Here is an 18,065-nt window from a genome sequence, read left to right as displayed (position 1 = left end):
TTTTATGAAATAAAACCCAAATTTAGGTAAGATATTTTATTATCCGTTTATTTTAAGCTTCATTCCTGGTTTTATATCCTCGTCTTTAATTCCGTTCCATTTTTTGATATCTGAAATGGTCACACCTGGATATTTTTTTGAAATACTATATAATGAATCTCCTTTTTTAACATAATAATCTTCTCCAATAGTTTTAGCAGCGTTTGCTTTTTTCTTAAATGAATCAATTGAATTAGAAGCAACAGCAGTCGTTTCAACAACAGTAGTTTCCTTTTTAGAAACGATTAATGATTTACCTAATGCAATATTATTTGAGTTTAAGTTATTCCACTCTTTTAACTCTGCCAGTGTTACGCAGAATTTTTTAGCAATACTACTAAGATTATCACCGTTTTTCACCACATATTCTACCTCGATTTCATTTTTATCAGATGTTTCAGCAGATGCGATTGCTGTTTCGACAGGTTTCTTAACTACGTCCTGAGTAGCTTTTGAAACTAAATTCTTAGGTTTTATTTTTAAAGATCTTCCTAATACCAGTGCATTACTTTTAAGATTGTTCCATTCCTTAATATCTGCTACCGCAACATCATATTTTTGGGCAATTGAACTTAAATTGTCTCCTTTTTGAACGATATAAGATTCAAGATCTAACGGTTCAGGAACTTTTACTGGTTTTGCTTTTACTTTTGGAGTTAGTTTCTGTGCTAAACGAGAAGGCATTTTATAAATACCTGAATCGTATTTTGCGTAGGCATAAATTTTATCCTCGTTAGCTACAAAAGTGGCAATTTTATCTTTTGGCAAACGTAAAAAGTGCTGTTCATTTTGATAATAAGGCACTACTTTTAATTTATAGGAAGGATTAAGAAGTTCTAATTGAGATTGCGGCATGTCTAACAAATCAGCAATCTGCTTAAAAGTCATTTTTTCTTTAATACGAATAGTATCTGTTTCAAAGTTTTTTAGAACAGCTCTTTGAGGATTGATTCCATGCTCTTTATGGTATTCGAAAAGATACATTGTTGCTAAAAAAGCCGGTACATATCCTTGTGTTTCTTTTGGAAGAAAATTACGAATATCCCAGTATTTGGTTTTTCCTCCTGAACGGCGAATTGCTTTTGTTACATTTCCAGGACCTGAGTTGTATGAAGCCAATACTAATTCCCAGTCGCCAAAAACACTGAACATTTTAGTCATATACTCTGATGCGGCAGCAGTTGCTTTAAGAGGGTCACTACGTTCATCTATATAGGAATCAATTTTAAGATCGTATTGTTTTCCTGTACCATACATAAATTGCCAAAGACCTGTTGCGCCCATTTTAGAAACTGCTTTAGGATTTAAAGCAGATTCTACAACGGCTAAATATTTAATTTCCAAAGGAACATTTTGTTTTGCAAAAGCATCCTCAAATATTGGAAAGTAATATTCTGATAAAGCCATTAATCGGGAAAACGATTTTTTACGATTCTTAAGAAATGACTTTATTATATTCTCCAGTCCCTGATTGTATTCTATTTCAAAAGGAGACTTTTCGTTCATTACCTGAAGCCTTTGTTTTAAAAGCTCTGTTGGCAACTCCTGATCAACTGTAACATCTTTATTGATTGTCTGAATATCCTTAGTCAAATCCTCATATATATCCAGGCTTGTTAATTCATTCATCCAAAGACTGTCAACACGAATGGCTAAGTCATTTTTAACAAATGATTTTTTTACTGAATCTAAGTACGAGATCTTTACTTCAGGCTTTATTTCAGTATTTGCTTTGACTACATCTTGTGCAAAACCCGCTATTGAAAAAAAGACTGAAACTGTTAAGGAAATTTTTCTTATAATCATATAACACTTTTTTAAAATTCTATAATACAAATAATTACAGAAATGGTATTTTTACAAACTTAAGCAGAATAAGCGTAAAAACCGCTAAAAAAAATGTTAATTGTTGTTTTTTTAATCTTGAATAGCAGCAATACCAGGCAAAACTCTACCTTCTAACATTTCAAGCATTGCGCCTCCTCCTGTTGATACATAGCTCATTTTGTCTTCGAAACCAAATTGTTTTACAGCAGCAACAGAATCTCCACCACCAACTAAAGAGAACGCTCCTTTTTCAGTAGCTTCAGCAATATAATCACCTAAAGCGATAGTTCCTTTTGAGAAAGTTTCCATTTCAAAAACGCCCAAAGGACCATTCCATAAAATGGTTTTTGATTCTAAAATTACTTTTTTGAAGTTCTCCAACGATTTAGGACCTGCATCCAGTCCCTGCCATCCATCAGGAATTGCAGTTACATCAACAACCTGAGTATTTGCTGAATTTGAAAAATCATCTGCGGCAATTACATCAACCGGAATATGAACCTGAACGCCTTTTTCTTTGGCTGCTTTTAAAATATCAAGAGCTAAATCTAATTTATCATCTTCACATATAGATTCTCCAATTTTACCGCCTTGGGCTTTTATGAATGTAAAAGTCATCCCTCCGCCAATAATCATGTGGTCAACTTTATCCAGAATATTTTCGATAACCGTGATTTTAGAAGAAACTTTAGAACCTCCTAAAACTGCCACTACAGGTTTTTCACTGTTGTTCAACACTTTATTTAAGCTTTCAATTTCTTTTGCTAATAATGTTCCGAAACATTTTTCAGTTGGGAAAAATTGTGCAATGATAGTAGTAGAAGCGTGCGCTCTGTGAGCCGTTCCGAAAGCATCGTTTACATAAATATCTCCTAAAAAAGCCAATTCTTTTGCAAAAGCAACATCTCCAGCTTCTTCTTCAGCATGAAAACGTAAGTTTTCCAATAATAAAACTTCTCCCGGTTTTAAGTTTTTAGCAGCGGTCTCAGCTGGTTCACCAACACAGTTTTCAGCAAACTGAACAGTTACCCCTAAAATTTCTGAAGCTGTTTTTAAAATATGTTTCAATGAATATTTTTCTTCAGCACCTTTTGGCCTTCCTAAATGTGACATTAAAATTACGCTTCCGCCCTGCGCCAAAATAGCATCAATAGTTGGTTTTGCAGCTTCAATACGTGTCGCATCTGTTACGTTGAAGTTTTCATCCAAAGGCACATTAAAATCAACACGGATTATTGCTTTTTTATTTTTAAAATCGAAATCGTTTAGAGTTTTCATTTGATAATTTTTTTATGGTTTTTTTGAAAGAAAACAAATATAGAACTTTTACAGTTCTTATAAATTCTGATAAACTAAAAAACGAATAATTTAAAGAACGAAATCGTTATAACTTCACAAATAAGTTCTTTTATTAAGTATTAAACACAAATTTTGATATGAATTAAGTTGCAATAAAACATCAAAAAGCCTTTTTTACCCACTATCAAAGTAAAAAAGGCGGAAACAATAGGTGGTTTTTGTTTTTGAAAAGACGAATTATTCTTTTTGAATATAACAAATTGACAAATGCGGCTGAACCTTAAACATCATGGTTTCGTACTCATTTGTTTCTTCTGTATTTTTGGAAACTATAAAATTTCCTTCTATAATGCCGAAATAACTCAATAACGGAGAATAAAATGTGATTCCGATTCTATGCTTTGAAATATCTGTAACATCGCTGTTTATAATATCTAGCTGATAATTAGTAAAAGGAAAATACTGATTCCCCAATACATCTGAAACCCTGTAAAAATTGCCCTTTAATTGCTGGATATAACCATCGGCAGCAATTCCAACTAAAAAATGCAGCTGAGAAGCCTTTTCATTAAAAGAAAGCAACTCTCTGAAAGTGTTTTTAGCGTTTTCTGCAGAATTGAATTGCTGACTTTGCATTCTGTACTCTTTAAAAGTATCTTCAAAAACATATCTGTCCCATATTATTGTAGAAGAACTATCAATAATGACACGATATGCCAGTCTTATTTTTGATATTTTCATAAATTCTTATTCAACAATTCTCTTTAAAAATACTTCAAAAACTAATAAAATAGCATTTTCAGATAAAGCTTCCCATTCTATTACTTCAGCATTTTCCATGCTTAAACCATCTCTGGATTCTAAAAGTCGGTCTTCAACCTCAAAAGCGCCATTAACGACAAATACGAAAACTCCATTGTCAGGATTTTTCAAAGTATAAAAGCCTTTTTTCCTTCCATCGTAAACACCAATAAAACAAGACGTTTCTTTAATTTCAATTAATCGGATTAACTTATTTCTGATGGTCAAATCGATTTCTGATTTGTGAAAATATTTTTTTAAACATTGTGTTTCCTTTTGAAAATGAATGGTAAGAAAGCTAACGTTTTCACTTTCGTACGGATTGAAAATTTCCACAGTCTTTTCGTCATCAGCAGCTATCACCTTTATTTGTTCAACTCTCAAAAATTCACCATTACCAAGATTGTCCTTATACTCTATTCCACCAAATAAAGGTAAAATAATTAAGCTCGAATTTGCTTTGATAATTCTGGAAATACAATGTTGGGGAGCTAATATTTCTTCATTTAAAATCTGCAAAGAGCCAAAAGGTCTTCTGGACAAATCCTGATACTGGTCAAAATTAAAGGTCGCAAAACAATTGTACTTTTCTGATTTGAAAACACCTCTTGTTTCTGACTTATATATCTTAGCTGGAATCTGCTTAATCATCTTAAACTATATTTACTGACTTTTAACTAGCCACATTAATAGTATGTTTGAGCACAAAACCTTCTGCAATACTGCCTGTAACTGTTGCCAATTCCTTCGAAAAACCATCAGAAAATACATTGTCCGAAGCATTATACGTATAACCTGACATACCTTTGGTGTATCCGTTAGCTGTTGAAGCATTTACCAAAGCCACTGCACTGCCGGAACCTTCAGGAAATGCAATTTGTGTAACCAGTAATGAGGTTCCGCTAGCGTTATAAATGTGTACATGAATATGTGTCGCCCTGCCTGAATACCAACCCGGAAATATAGAGGTAAAAGTCACTAAACCATTATCATCTGTGGTTTGCCTTCCTCTTAAAAAATGTACAGCAGTATAATTTACAGACTGCATACCTGTTCCTCCATACTCAGAATAATAACCATCTTTATCGCAGTGCCAGATATCAACAATTGCCCCTTTTAAAGCCTCGCAGCTTGCTTTTGTGTTTTTGATGGTAATATTGATCGTAAAAGCGACTCCAGTTCTGTCCATCACTATATTTGATTTTACCAAAGAAGATGGGCTAATCGTCGGAAACGGACCTTCTGTTTCAGACGGAGTAACAGAGCAATCGCCTGAAGAACTAGAGTTAGAACCCGTATCACTAGCAATTACGGTATCTGTTGACGCTTCTGAAGCATCATCATCTTTACTGCATGCGTTTATAATTGGAATAGCAAAAGAACCTATTCCTACTAAACCTAATCCTCTTAAAAAATCTTTTCTTTCCATAACTTCTGGGTTTTAATGTTTTATCAATTAAATGATTAACAGTAATTTTAAAGTAAAATTATTCGAAATTATAGTGTTGGAAAAAGTTTGAGGTAATCAACAATAATTATGAGGTAAACGAAGAGAAAAAATAAATTTGTAGTAAATTTATTCCATTATTAATGTCCTTGTTTTTGATTTAAAAGTTCAAAAAATGCAGCTTCGTAACTGGCACTTAATGGTATTTCTGCGTGATCTATATAAATAATTTTATTTCTGATTTTTTCAATTTTAGAAATCGGAATAATGAACGAACGATGAACACGAATAAATTCGGTTTCAGGTAATTTTTGAAGTAACGCCTTCAAAGTCATTCTGGCCACAACCGTTTTTTGGTTTTTAATGTGAATTTTAAGATAATCATCCAAACCTTCAACATATAAAATATCCGAAAAGAGAATCTTAATCAGGCTATAATCAGCACGGATAAAAAGATACTGCTGCTCCGGATTTTGATTTTGAGTCTTAAATTGTAAATATGCCTTTTCAGCAGCCTGCTGGAATCGGGAAAACGAAATGGGTTTTAAAAGATAATCTGTCGCGCTTAATGTAAAACCTTCAACAGCAAATTCAGAATAGGCCGTTGTAAAAATAACCATAGTTTTGTGTGGCAGTTTTTTATAGAAATCTAATCCTGAAATGGATGGCATATTGATATCTAAAAACAATAAGTCAACCGGATATTTTTTAAGGTATTTAAAAGCTTCATCAGATTTTGTAAACGTTTTTTGCAAATCGATATACTCAATTTCTGCACATAAACTTTGCAAAATTTCTAATGCCAAAGGTTCATCATCTAATGCTATTGCTTTTATCATCCTACTTGAATACTTAATTTTACAATATACTTATCTTGAGTATCTTCAATATTTAACTCATGTTTATTCGGATATAATAACGCCAGCCTTTCAATTGTATTTTGCAGGCCAATGCCTGTTTCTGACTGGATCGAAAATGTCTTTTTATTCGTTACCTGCATTTTGAGTACATCATCAAAAATATCAATATAAATACCAATCTCTGAAGTCTGATCCGGATTTACACCGTGCTTGAAAGCGTTTTCAATGAATGAAATTAAAATCAGCGGTGTGATTGCCTTTCCAAAAGGACTTCCGTTTACCTGATAATCGACACTTACTGTGTTACCCAGACGCGTTTTTTGTAATGATATAAAATTACTGATATAATTGATTTCTTTACTCAAATCGATTACCTCGTCATTCGCATTCGTAATGATATAACGCATTAGCTCGGAAAGCTGTATGACAGCATCGGGAGTTTTATCATCTTTTTTTAAGGCCAGGGCATAAATGCTATTAAGTGTATTAAATAAAAAATGCGGATTGATCTGCGCTTTTAAAAAAGCCAGCTCTGACTTCATCTTTTCTCTTTCTACATTTTGTAATCTTCCCGAGATAGCAAATAACAAACTTGAAATCACTCCCAGTAAATATACTAAAGCTGTATGCCCGTACTGAGTTGGCGGTCCGCCCATAACATCGAAAGACATGGGTTTCTGGTGCATCATTCGAAAATCCGGAGGCGGTTTCATTCCTTCCCTAAAAGGTTCCCGATGATGTAAAAAGTGTTTTGTGTGATCTCTAAAATCTAAAAAATTATGATCCGGGTGATCTAAATATCTTGAAATCCACAAAAAAAATATAAGAAAACAAGCTGTCATTATAAAATACAATAATTGCTTGTTTTGAAAATAATATTGTGGAATTAAATAATAGTAGTTAAAATAAAAGAAACACAATAAACTAAAATAAATAAAAAAATAAATCCGATCGTGTACATTCGAATACAAATTGGGCCAGGCAAAAATTGTTTTGACCGATGTAAATGCATAGGGCAAAAATAAAAAAGCAAGACACAAACCTATATGCAGGGCATAAACTGAAAGTTGTTTTTTCATATATGTGAAAGTTGTTTTTTAACTCATATATGGTATCGCCATTATATTTTATTGCAATTGCTAAACAAAACTTGTAAATGGCGGTTTCATAAATCGAATTGATTTATTCAAAATTAATGATCCTGATAGTTTATATCAAATTATTGAGGTAAAACCTTGTAATCCTGCGATTCTGTATAAATAGTTACTAAAAAAGGCTTTAAAACAATTTGTTCTAAAGCCTTTTTTAATAATTCATTAATCATGAACCGGACTATCTGTACAAGGACAACTGCTTAATGCCTGAAGGAAATCAAATCCAAGTGTGACAACGTGAGTTCCTGAGTTATAATATCCTAAATCGTTAAACATTACCTGATAGGAATAGGCAAAATAAATTTTAGACTTCATGAAACCTGCCATTGGCCCCAATGATAAAGGTTTTGGGAACTGGTCATTCAGCATACGATACGAAACTCCTATCCAGTAATATTCTTCATAGCGGTTATAACGCCTGTATTTAAAATTGATATCCGTCGCAGAACGTTTATCATTGGCAAAATACTGATAAAATATCGATGGCTCATATTCAATACGATTGTTTTCTGAATCTCTAAATGTGAAGCCAGTATATACCTGATAATTAGATAGTAAATCTGGTTCGTCTGTTCTCTCAATGGTAAGCTTTTTCTTTAAAACGTTATTGGCATTAAAACTAAAATAAAAATCCTTATTGCGGTACAAGGCACTTATATCAAAGTTATTATTACCAGTATAACGGTCATCTGTTACTGAAGGATCAACTGGATTTCCATTTGGATCATTTGGATTTGAAAAATTACTTGTCTCTAATCTAAACGTATTAAAGTTATATGAAATACCAAATGATAGGTATTGCTTTGAATAATAGTCCAAAATAATATGATGGGCAAATGATACCTTAGCTCCGGTTTGTTTGGTGTTACCATTGCTATCATTATAAAGAGATATACCAACCCCTGAACGATCCAAAAGCCTAAAATCCACATACGCAGACTGGTTATCCGGTGCGTCTTTAATGCCGACCCACTGCGTTAATCCGTTAACCCTTATTCTAACATTATCACCAATACCTGCATAGGCTGGTGAAATCACAAAAGGATTATCTGCTAAATACTGCGTAAACACCGGTAGGTTTAACTCCTGGCTGTAACCTGATGTTACAGCTAGGAGTACTAAGGATACTATTAATTTTTTCATTGTAATAATTTTTTTAGATAACATCACAGGGGCTGTTATTTTGTTATCTGTATAGTGTGAAATGTCCAACAAACTCTCTATCATCTTTCTTGTCATTTAGTTTAAGAACATACCAGTAATCACCTGTTGGTAATTCTTCACCGTTGTATTTACCATTCCATTTCTGACCGTAACGATATTTTGCAATCTCACGACCGTATCTGTCGAAGATAGAGAACTCAAGGTTGTTGTAAATATTCGTACAACCAGGACCCCATTCGTCATAAAGACCGTCTCCGTTTGGTGTAAAGTAATTCGGGATACAAACGTCTACATAAGTCATAGGCACAATTAATGTTGCCGTACAGCCATTTTGATCTCTAACTATCACTTCATAATCTCCAGATTTGTAGATTTTGTATGTGTTAGAAGATGTAAACTCTTCTCCGTTGAAACTGTACATATAAGCTGGTGAACCACCTGCAGCCGTAACCGAAATTACGTTCATTTCCTGCTGTCCTCCAGTTAATCCCAGAGTTAATGGAGCAATTGGCTTAATATAGAAACTAACGTCTGCACTACATCCATTAGTATGTGTTACTGTTACTTTGTGCGGACCATGGTTAAGATTTGTAAAGATTTTATCCATCTGAATTGCACCTCCGTCAAGAGCATAATGAACATCTGCAGGATTTGTAATACTTGCATCAACAGTAATAGTTACTGAATTAGCAGCAGCATTATTCACACAGTCATAGTTAATTTCTGCTTTTGGATTCAGTACCACACCTTCAGGTATGTCAACATCAAATGGTTCTATACATTTTGAGTTATTACCATCTTTAATATAAACTATATGTTGACCTCCTGCCATATCTGGGAAAGGATATGTCACTCCTGTAACATTATCATAAGAACCCGGTATAACAGTATAAGGACCATCTTGATTATCTAAACTATAACTATATGGAACTGTTGCGCCTTTTATTGCAATTACGAATCCACCATCATTAGCTCCTTTACATCCTTCCGGTGTTACATCACCAACAAGTGCTATTGTTAAAGCTTTAGGCTCAGTCACCTCAATCTCCTGAGGAAGGTAATAACAACCTGATTCGTCCTGAGCAAGTACCTGATAAACACCTGGTTTTAAATTGTTAAACACATTGCTACTCTCGAACCTATCCAGGTCAGGAGAGATTGCATACATAATTTTACCAGTTCCACCTGTAGCGGTAATTACAATTTTACCATCATTAGAACCATTACATGTCACAGGTATAGAAGTTGATGTGTATGATAAAGGATTGATTACTGTACGGATTTCTACTTTTTCTGAATCTTTCGGACAATCACCACTATCCACATGAACAACATAATCTGTACCAGCAGCCAGATCTGTGAAGTTACCATTGGCTTGTGGTCCCTTAACAAGAGCTCCATTTCTTAATAGTGTATAAACATAGTTTCCTAAACCACCTGTTGCTACAGCAGTAATAACTCCTGTTTCATCACCTGCACACCTAACATCAGTCTTAGTCACAATGTCTACTTTAAGCTCTTCTATTGGAGAAACTTTGATACCAGCAAATCCACCAACACAATTATTAGTATCTCTTACATAGTACTTATAATCACCTGGTACTACATTGGAAATAACAGCTGGAATTGCGGCAGTAAATGAACCCAAGACTGTACCAAAGTTAGGATCAACGCTATATTCATAAGATCCAGTTCCTCCGGTTGCACTTAGCGTTAAGCCAGCCTGAGTTTGACAAGTAGGATCTGATGACTGACGTAACTCAGCAGTTATAATTGTTGGTTCGTTAATAGTTACATTAGTCGAAACCTCCCTACAATTAAATCCATCAGTTACCGTAACATTATAAGTTCCTGCTCCTAAACCAGTAAAGATTGGTGAAGTTTGTGGCCCTGAAGAATTTGTTTCTGTAGGTGAAATTATGGTATTCAAAGTGTACAAATAGTTAGTTCCCTGACCACCTGCAGCCGCTACAGTAATTGTAGCACTTTTGTCACCATTACAAAGCAACATCGTTGCACTTGGAGTAATATTTACCAAAATTGGTTGTGGAATTTCTAAAACTACATTAGTACTTACAGAACAGCCTTTTGTATCTCTAACACTTACAGTATAGGTTTCAGCTGTTAAGTTAGGGAATTCATAAGTAGCAGACCAGTCAGAAATTACAATACCAGCATTATTTACTAATTTATACTCGTATCCGCCAGCCCAACCGCCAGTTGCTGTTGCAACAATTCTTCCGTCATTATTACCTGTTATACAAGTAATAGCATCATGAGTTTCTGCAATTTGCAATGCTGCATCAGGCTGTCCAATTGTGAAGGTAGATGACACTGTACAGAATGGACTGTCGATTAATGTTGCTGAAACAGTATATTCACCTGCCGTCAGATTTGTTAGAGTCAGCGGTCCTGCTGTTGCAGAAGTTCCTGAGCGAACTACTGCTCCCAATAATGATACTGTATAATTGAATCTTCCAGCTTCATCAGGATTACCAATATTGTCTATTAAAGTAACGGTAACCGCACCTTCATTCGAACCATAACAAACGATATCACTATCTTTTACAATATTTAAGTCGAAAGTATTTGGCTGATTAACATAATGTACTTTTTGAATACTACATCCTGTTGCCGGATTTAATGCTGTAATGATATAGTCTCCAACGGCTAAACCTGTAAAATTACCTGTTGTATTAGGAGCGAATGTAATTGTACCACTCACATCTGTTAAAGTATATTCAATACCAGCTATCGCAGTACCGGAAGCATCTACTGCCGTAGCAGTTATACTTTCTGGATTAGTACATGTAATAGCTGTTTTCACAACATCTATTTTATCTAACTTAATGTATGGAGCAATTGTTATTGGTGTAGTATAAGTACCCATACATCTATTACTGTCATAAACATTTACGGTATAAGTTCCGCCAGATAAATCAAATTCAGTATATGTATTTGAAGAACCGCTTTGAACCTGAGTTCCGTTTTTGATAAATTCATAAGTTACATACGTACCTGAACCACCGCTTACTCCTGTTGCAGGATCAACTGTAATCGTTGCGAAGTTAGATGTATTGCCATTTGTACAAGTAAATTGCGAAACAGCAACTGCATTTACAGCTACAATACCTGGTTCATCAACCGTAATTGTTTTAGTATCCTCACAACCTCTTTCAGATCTTACTATCACAGTATGAAGTCCGCCAGAAATTCCCGTAAAGACTGGAGAATCCTGAGGTGTACCTCCATCGAGACTGTAAGTATATACAGGATTATCGTTAATCCCCTCTGCAGGAGTATCCATAGTTGCAGTGATAGTACCATCACTTAAACCGTTACATGTTACAGGTGTTGATGTCAACGCAAATCCTGTAACTTTTGTAGCTGGTTTCAGATCTATAGTTACAAATACTTCACATAAAGTAGTGGTATCCTTAACGCCTATAATACGAGATCCTGAATGAACTCCTGTTAAAGGTGTAGCTGCTCCGAAAGCACCTCCATCGATGTTATAAACATAGTTTCCTGATCCTCCTGTTGTTGACACAGCTATAACACCATCACCATCTGTACAAGAAGGAGAAGTAGTTACCGTTGGTGTTAGAATCAATGGCTCTGCAATAGTAACCGGAGTAACAGCTGACGAACAACCATTAGCATCTTTTACTGTTACATTATAGGTACCAGGAGCATTAACCGTGATAACATTGTTTGCATCAAAACTTACACCGTCTACACTGTATAATAATGCTGAATTGAATCCAGTTGCTGTTACAGTAATTTCATAAGTTCCTGTTACACTTGGACATTGTGTAGCTACTGCGCTGACAACAGTTGGGTTTACATCCGGTTGTATAGGCTGAGCATTATTTGCATCACAATTATTGCTATCTAAGACATATACAATCCAGTTTACATCAGCACCATTGTTGGTATCCACCACCAACTGATTACTTGTACCAAAACTTGTTGGAACAGGATCTCCTGCTTTGGCTACTGCATATCTATATGGTGCAGTTCCTCCGTTCGCAGTTACTGTAATTGTAGCATTGTCTTCATTACAATTAATATTTGTTGCAACTGAAGTTGAATTTAATATAGCAACTGGTTCGTTGATTGTAAAGTTAACCGAAGCTGAACAACCCGAAACATCATCGGTAATTGTGAAAGTATAATTACCATAAGGTAAATTAGTATAACTAAACACATCTCCGTTTTGAGTCATAGTTCCTAAATTAGGAGACAATGAAGGTGTGTAACTACCTGCCGTAATATAATTAGCTATTGTTAAATTCACAGCACCAGTGCTATCTCCTTTACAATACACATCATTAACAATTTGATGCGTAACTGATATTTTATCAGCTTCTTTAACAATAATTGTTTTAGTTGTGCTACAACCATTGTTATCTGTTACTTTAATAATATAAGTATCAGGTGTTAAACTTGCAAAACTATTCGTTCCGCTTGGAGCAGTTACTGCTGAAGCTGGCGAAATAATTTCATATGTATATGGTGACGCTCCACCACTTACTGCATTAACAGTTACTGTTGCAACATTTCCTGACGTACAATAAATAGGAGTTGCTGTAATGTCCATATCTGTTGGTGGTAAATATGGATTAACTATAGCTTGTCCTGTTACCTTACATCCATTAGCATCAAGAACTACATAATCAATAGTTTTTGCACTATTTACAGAGAATGATGCTGAAGCTTGGAAAGTAGTTCCTCCATCAAAACTATAAGTATAATCAGATGTTCCTCCACCAGCTGTAATTGTTACTATTGCATCTTTAGCATTATTTGTAGCATCACATCCAAACGGTGTTACAACTGCTGATGCTGTTAAAGTAGCTGGCTCGGTGATCGTTACAGGAATAGCCGCTGAAGGACATCCTTTGGCATCCGTTACCACTACTGAATAAGTTGTTCCTGCAATAAGACCTGTATAGATTCCTGTTGCATTACCACTTGCATTGGCACCTGTGCCGCTTAGGGCATAAGTGTATGGCGCAACTCCGTTTGAAGCTGTTACTGTGATCGTACCGTTGCTTTCTCCATTACAAATTACTGCTGTTGGAACTGCAGAAGCAATTGGTGTTGCAGGTGTAGTCACAACTGCTGCATTAGTTGTTACTGAACAAACTGCTGCATTGCTGTCTGTAATCACAAAGGTATAGCTGCCTGCTGATCCAACTGAAGCGGTAAAGCCTGAACCTGTTACTGCTGTTGGCAATGCTGTTGTTGGCGAACCGTTCAAATACATTATATAGTTATATGGAGCAACCCCGTCTGTAATAACCACATCGATAGTAGCATCAACAGATCCTGCACAATACAAGTCTTTAGTCAGCGTAGCTGTAGCCAACAATTGTTTCTCGATTGTATAATTTACAAATGCTTCACAGCCATTGTCATCCTTGATGCCTAATCTATAAGTACCAGGTGATGTAAAGGTAGCTGTTGATGTAGCAATCGATGATCCGTTTACTGTATATGATTTAACATTGTTATATGTCGTAGTCAACGCATCTAAGTCAACTGTAAGGTCTGATCCTGCATAACACTGTGGCGCTGCCGGATTAATTGTCGGAGCAGCATTGTTGGTGATCATAACATTCTCACTGTGGATACAGCCGTTAGCATCTTTTACATAAACATCCCATGAAAGGTCTGTCAGATTAGTATCTACTGACATTACTGCATTTGTACCATAAGCCGAAGCAACCGGTGCGGCTGAACCGCCTTGTACAACTGCATAAGTATAAGAGCCTGTTCCGCCTGTAACGCCACTAACCGTAATAGTAGAAACATCCTGTGAACAGAACACTTTTGTTCTTGCCACTTCGAAATCAATTGGATCCGGCTCTGTTATAATAATACTAGCATTTGCCGTACAATCTGTTGTTCTATCGGTAACAGTTACTGTATAAGTTCCTGCTGATAAACCTGCAAGAGTAATTACATCACTTGATACAGATTGTGTAAACAGCGACCCTGAAACTGGGCTTGCTACACTGATATCATAATTGCCGGTTGCACTGAATCCTGTAACGGTAAACTGTGCTGAACCGTTATTGGTAGTACCATCTGCTGTATTACATGAAATATCATTTAGCAAAACTCCTGCAATAGCGATTGGAGTAACCGGATCAACTGTATAATTTCTTTCAATTGAACAGCCATTAGCATCGGTTACTTTGAATAAATAAGTACCTGGTGCCAAACCGGTAAACAAAGCATTGTTACCATTATTAACCGTGATTGGCGAAATGATCTCGTATTTAGCCATAGGAACATATCCGCCTGTTACTGTCAAAGCAATATCGGCAACATTGGTCGGACAAACAGGTGCTGTAGTCACAGCAAATGTAATATTGGTCAATGGCAAATATTTGTTTACTGTAGCGCTTCCGCTTACAATACAGCCATTGGCATCCTTAACAGAATAAACAATAGTCTGGTCTGTGCCATTATCTGAAACAACTAATGTATTGACTGAACTATAAACACCTGATCCGTTGAAGCTATAAGTATATGGAGCTGTACCTGTACCAACAGTAGCCGTTACAGTAACAACGGCAGGCTGTGGCACGTTGCCTGAATTACAGCCAAATGGCGTAACTGAAGATGTAGCTGCCAATACTGATGGCTCGGTGATCGTTACAGGAATAGCCGCTGAAGGACATCCTTTGGCATCCGTTACCACTACTGAATAAGTTGTTCCTGCAATAAGACCTGTATAGATTCCTGTTGCATTACCACTTGCATTGGCACCTGTGCCGCTTAGGGCATAAGTGTATGGCGCAACTCCGTTTGAAGCTGTTACTGTGATCGTACCGTTGCTCTCTCCATTACAAATTACTGCTGTTGGAACTGCAGAAGCAATTGGTGTTGCAGGTGTAGTCACAACTGCTGCATTAGTTGTTACTGAACAAACTGCTGCATTGCTGTCTGTAATCACAAAGGTATAGCTGCCTGCTGATCCAACTGAAGCTGTAAAGCCTGAACCTGTTACTGCTGTTGGCAATGCTGTTGTTGGCGAACCGTTCAAATACATTATATAGTTATATGGAGCAACCCCGTCTGTAATAACCACATCGATAGTAGCATTAACAGAACCTGAACAATACAAGTCTTTAGTCAGGGTAGCTGTAGCCAACAATTGTTTCTCGATTGTATAATTTACAAATGCTTCACAGCCATTGTCATCCTTGATGCCTAATCTATAAGTACCAGGTGATGTAAAGGTAGCTGTTGATGTAGCAATCGCTGATCCGTTTACTGTATATGATTTAACATTGTTATATGTCGTAGTCAACGCATCTAAGTCAACTGTAAGGTCTGATCCTGCATAACACTGTGGCGCTGCCGGATTAATTGTCGGAGCAGCATTGTTGGTGATCATAACATTCTCACTGTGGATACAGCCGTTAGCATCTTTTACATAAACATCCCATGAAAGGTCTGTCAGATTAGTATCTACTGACATTACTGCATTTGTACCATAAGCCGAAGCAACCGGTGCGGCTGAACCGCCTTGTACAACTGCATAAGTATAAGAGCCTGTTCCGCCTGTAACGCTACTAACCGTAATAGTAGAAACATCCTGTGAACAGAACACTTTTGTTCTTGCCACTTCGAAATCAATTGGATCCGGCTCTGTTATAATAATACTAGCATTTGCCGTACAATCTGTTGTTCTATCGGTAACAGTTACTGTATAAGTTCCTGCTGATAAACCTGCAAGAGTAATTACATCACTTGATACAGATTGTGTAAACAGCGACCCTGAAACTGGGCTTGCTACACTGATATCATAATTGCCGGTTGCACTGAATCCTGTAACGGTAAACTGTGCTGAACCGTTATTGGTAGTACCATCTGCTGTATTACATGAAATATCATTTAGCAAAACTCCTGCAATAGCGATTGGAGTAACCGGATCAACTGTATAATTTCTTTCAATTGAACAGCCATTAGCATCGGTTACTTTGAATAAATAAGTACCTGGTGCCAAACCGGTAAACAAAGCATTGTTACCATTATTAACCGTGATTGGCGAAATGATCTCGTATTTAGCCATAGGAACATATCCGCCTGTTACTGTCAAAGCAATATCGGCAACATTGGTCGGACAAACAGGTGCTGTAGTCACAGCAAATGTAATATTGGTCAATGGCAAATATTTGTTTACTGTAGCGCTTCCGCTTACAATACAGCCATTGGCATCCTTAACAGAATAAACAATAGTCTGGTCTGTGCCATTATCTGAAACAACTAATGTATTGACTGAACTATAAACACCTGATCCGTTGAAGCTATAAGTATATGGAGCTGTACCTGTACCCACAGTAGCTGTTACTGTAACAACTGCTGGCTGAGGCACATTGCCTGAATTACAACCAAATGGCGTAACTGAAGATGTAGCTGCCAATACTGATGGCTCGGTGATCGTTACAGGAATAGCCGCTGAAGGACATCCTTTGGCATCCGTTACCACTACTGAATAAGTTGTTCCTGCAATAAGACCTGTATAGATTCCTGTTGCATTACCACTTGCATTGGCACCTGTGCCGCTTAGGGCATAAGTGTATGGCGCAACTCCGTTTGAAGCTGTTACTGTGATCGTACCGTTGCTCTCTCCATTACAAATTACTGCTGTTGGAACTGCAGAAGCAATTGGTGTTGCAGGTGTAGTCACAACTGCTGCATTAGTTGTTACTGAACAAACTGCTGCATTACTATCTGTAATCACAAAGGTATAGCTGCCTGCTGATCCAACTGAAGCTGTAAAGCCTGAACCTGTTACTGCTGTTGGCAATGCTGTTGTTGGCGAACCGTTCAAATACATTATATAGTTATATGGAGCAACCCCGTCTGTAATAACCACATCGATAGTAGCATCAACAGATCCTGCACAATACAAGTCTTTAGTCAGCGTAGCTGTAGCCAACAATTGTTTCTCGATTGTATAATTTACAAATGCTTCACAGCCATTGTCATCCTTGATGCCTAATCTATAAGTACCAGGTGATGTAAAGGTAGCTGTTGATGTAGCAATCGCTGATCCGTTTACTGTATATGATTTAACATTGTTATATGTCGTAGTCAACGCATCTAAGTCAACTGTAAGGTCTGATCCTGCATAACACTGTGGCGCTGCCGGATTAATTGTCGGAGCAGCATTGTTGGTGATCATAACATTCTCACTGTGGATACAGCCGTTAGCATCTTTTACATAAACATCCCATGAAAGGTCTGTCAGATTAGTATCTACTGACATTACTGCATTTGTACCATAAGCCGAAGCAACCGGTGCGGCTGAACCGCCTTGTACAACTGCATAAGTATAAGAGCCTGTTCCGCCTGTAACGCTACTAACCGTAATAGTAGAAACATCCTGTGAACAGAACACTTTTGTTCTTGCCACTTCGAAATCAATTGGATCCGGCTCTGTTATAATAA

9 protein-coding genes (1 of these 9 only partly in view) are annotated in these 18,065 nt (G+C 36.5%); all 9 read right to left on the bottom strand.

The genetic code is table 11. The annotated features are described in order from the left end of the window. Nucleotides 1-39 precede the first annotated feature (39 nt). Nucleotides 40-1,845: a LysM peptidoglycan-binding domain-containing protein gene (locus tag ACNC7R_RS00220; RefSeq protein ID WP_417938986.1), complete on the bottom strand. Its 1,806-nt coding sequence runs from the start codon at nucleotides 1,843-1,845 to the stop codon at nucleotides 40-42. Nucleotides 1,846-1,956: 111 nt separating this feature from the next. After that, on the bottom strand, nucleotides 1,957-3,144 hold the full coding sequence (locus ACNC7R_RS00215; RefSeq protein ID WP_417938985.1) for a phosphoglycerate kinase: 1,188 nt from the start codon (nucleotides 3,142-3,144) through the stop codon (nucleotides 1,957-1,959). A gap of 258 nt (nucleotides 3,145-3,402) precedes the next feature. Then, a complete protein-coding gene (locus tag ACNC7R_RS00210) occupies nucleotides 3,403-3,906 on the bottom strand; it encodes a hypothetical protein (protein ID WP_417938984.1) in 504 nt (167 codons plus the stop codon). A 6-nt stretch (nucleotides 3,907-3,912) separates the two neighbouring features. Then, nucleotides 3,913-4,617, bottom strand: coding sequence for a hypothetical protein (locus ACNC7R_RS00205; protein WP_417938983.1), 705 nt, complete (start codon nucleotides 4,615-4,617; stop codon nucleotides 3,913-3,915). 22 nt (nucleotides 4,618-4,639) lie between these two features. After that, nucleotides 4,640-5,395 (bottom strand): intradiol ring-cleavage dioxygenase, encoded by a 756-nt coding sequence (locus ACNC7R_RS00200; RefSeq protein ID WP_417938982.1) that lies wholly within the window; start codon nucleotides 5,393-5,395, stop codon nucleotides 4,640-4,642. 158 nt (nucleotides 5,396-5,553) lie between these two features. Beyond that, a complete protein-coding gene (locus ACNC7R_RS00195) occupies nucleotides 5,554-6,252 on the bottom strand; it encodes a LytR/AlgR family response regulator transcription factor (RefSeq protein WP_417938981.1) in 699 nt (232 codons plus the stop codon). Then, the gene (locus ACNC7R_RS00190; protein ID WP_417938979.1) at nucleotides 6,249-7,352 is read right to left on the bottom strand and encodes a sensor histidine kinase; all 1,104 of its coding nucleotides are present in this window, start codon (nucleotides 7,350-7,352) and stop codon (nucleotides 6,249-6,251) included. Before ACNC7R_RS00190 ends, ACNC7R_RS00195 begins: the two co-directional genes overlap by 4 nt. Nucleotides 7,353-7,589: 237 nt before the next feature. Continuing rightward, a complete protein-coding gene (locus ACNC7R_RS00185; protein WP_417938978.1) occupies nucleotides 7,590-8,570 on the bottom strand; it encodes a type IX secretion system membrane protein PorP/SprF in 981 nt (326 codons plus the stop codon). A gap of 43 nt (nucleotides 8,571-8,613) precedes the next feature. Beyond that, on the bottom strand, nucleotides 8,614-18,065 hold the 3' end of the coding sequence (locus ACNC7R_RS00180) for a T9SS type B sorting domain-containing protein (RefSeq protein ID WP_417938977.1). 22,459 nt of this gene lie beyond the right edge of the window; the window shows 9,452 of its 31,911 coding nt (coding positions 22,460-31,911); the start codon falls outside the window, past its right edge; its stop codon occupies nucleotides 8,614-8,616.

Source organism: Flavobacterium adiutor (assembly GCF_048282555.1).
Classification (GTDB): Bacteria; Bacteroidota; Bacteroidia; order Flavobacteriales; family Flavobacteriaceae; genus Flavobacterium.
This window is presented reverse-complemented; position numbering and strand designations above follow the sequence as displayed.

Bases quoted from the DNA above. Each gene is read 5' to 3' on its own strand.
- ACNC7R_RS00220 (WP_417938986.1), bottom strand. From the start codon at position 1,845: ATGATTATAAGAAAAATTTCCTTAACAGTTTCAGTCTTTTTTTCAATA.
- ACNC7R_RS00215 (WP_417938985.1), bottom strand. From the start codon at position 3,144: ATGAAAACTCTAAACGATTTCGATTTTAAAAATAAAAAAGCAATAATC.
- ACNC7R_RS00210 (WP_417938984.1), bottom strand. From the start codon at position 3,906: ATGAAAATATCAAAAATAAGACTGGCATATCGTGTCATTATTGATAGT.
- ACNC7R_RS00205 (WP_417938983.1), bottom strand. From the start codon at position 4,617: ATGATTAAGCAGATTCCAGCTAAGATATATAAGTCAGAAACAAGAGGT.
- ACNC7R_RS00200 (WP_417938982.1), bottom strand. From the start codon at position 5,395: ATGGAAAGAAAAGATTTTTTAAGAGGATTAGGTTTAGTAGGAATAGGT.
- ACNC7R_RS00195 (WP_417938981.1), bottom strand. From the start codon at position 6,252: ATGATAAAAGCAATAGCATTAGATGATGAACCTTTGGCATTAGAAATT.
- ACNC7R_RS00190 (WP_417938979.1), bottom strand. From the start codon at position 7,352: ATGAAAAAACAACTTTCAGTTTATGCCCTGCATATAGGTTTGTGTCTT.
- ACNC7R_RS00185 (WP_417938978.1), bottom strand. From the start codon at position 8,570: ATGAAAAAATTAATAGTATCCTTAGTACTCCTAGCTGTAACATCAGGT.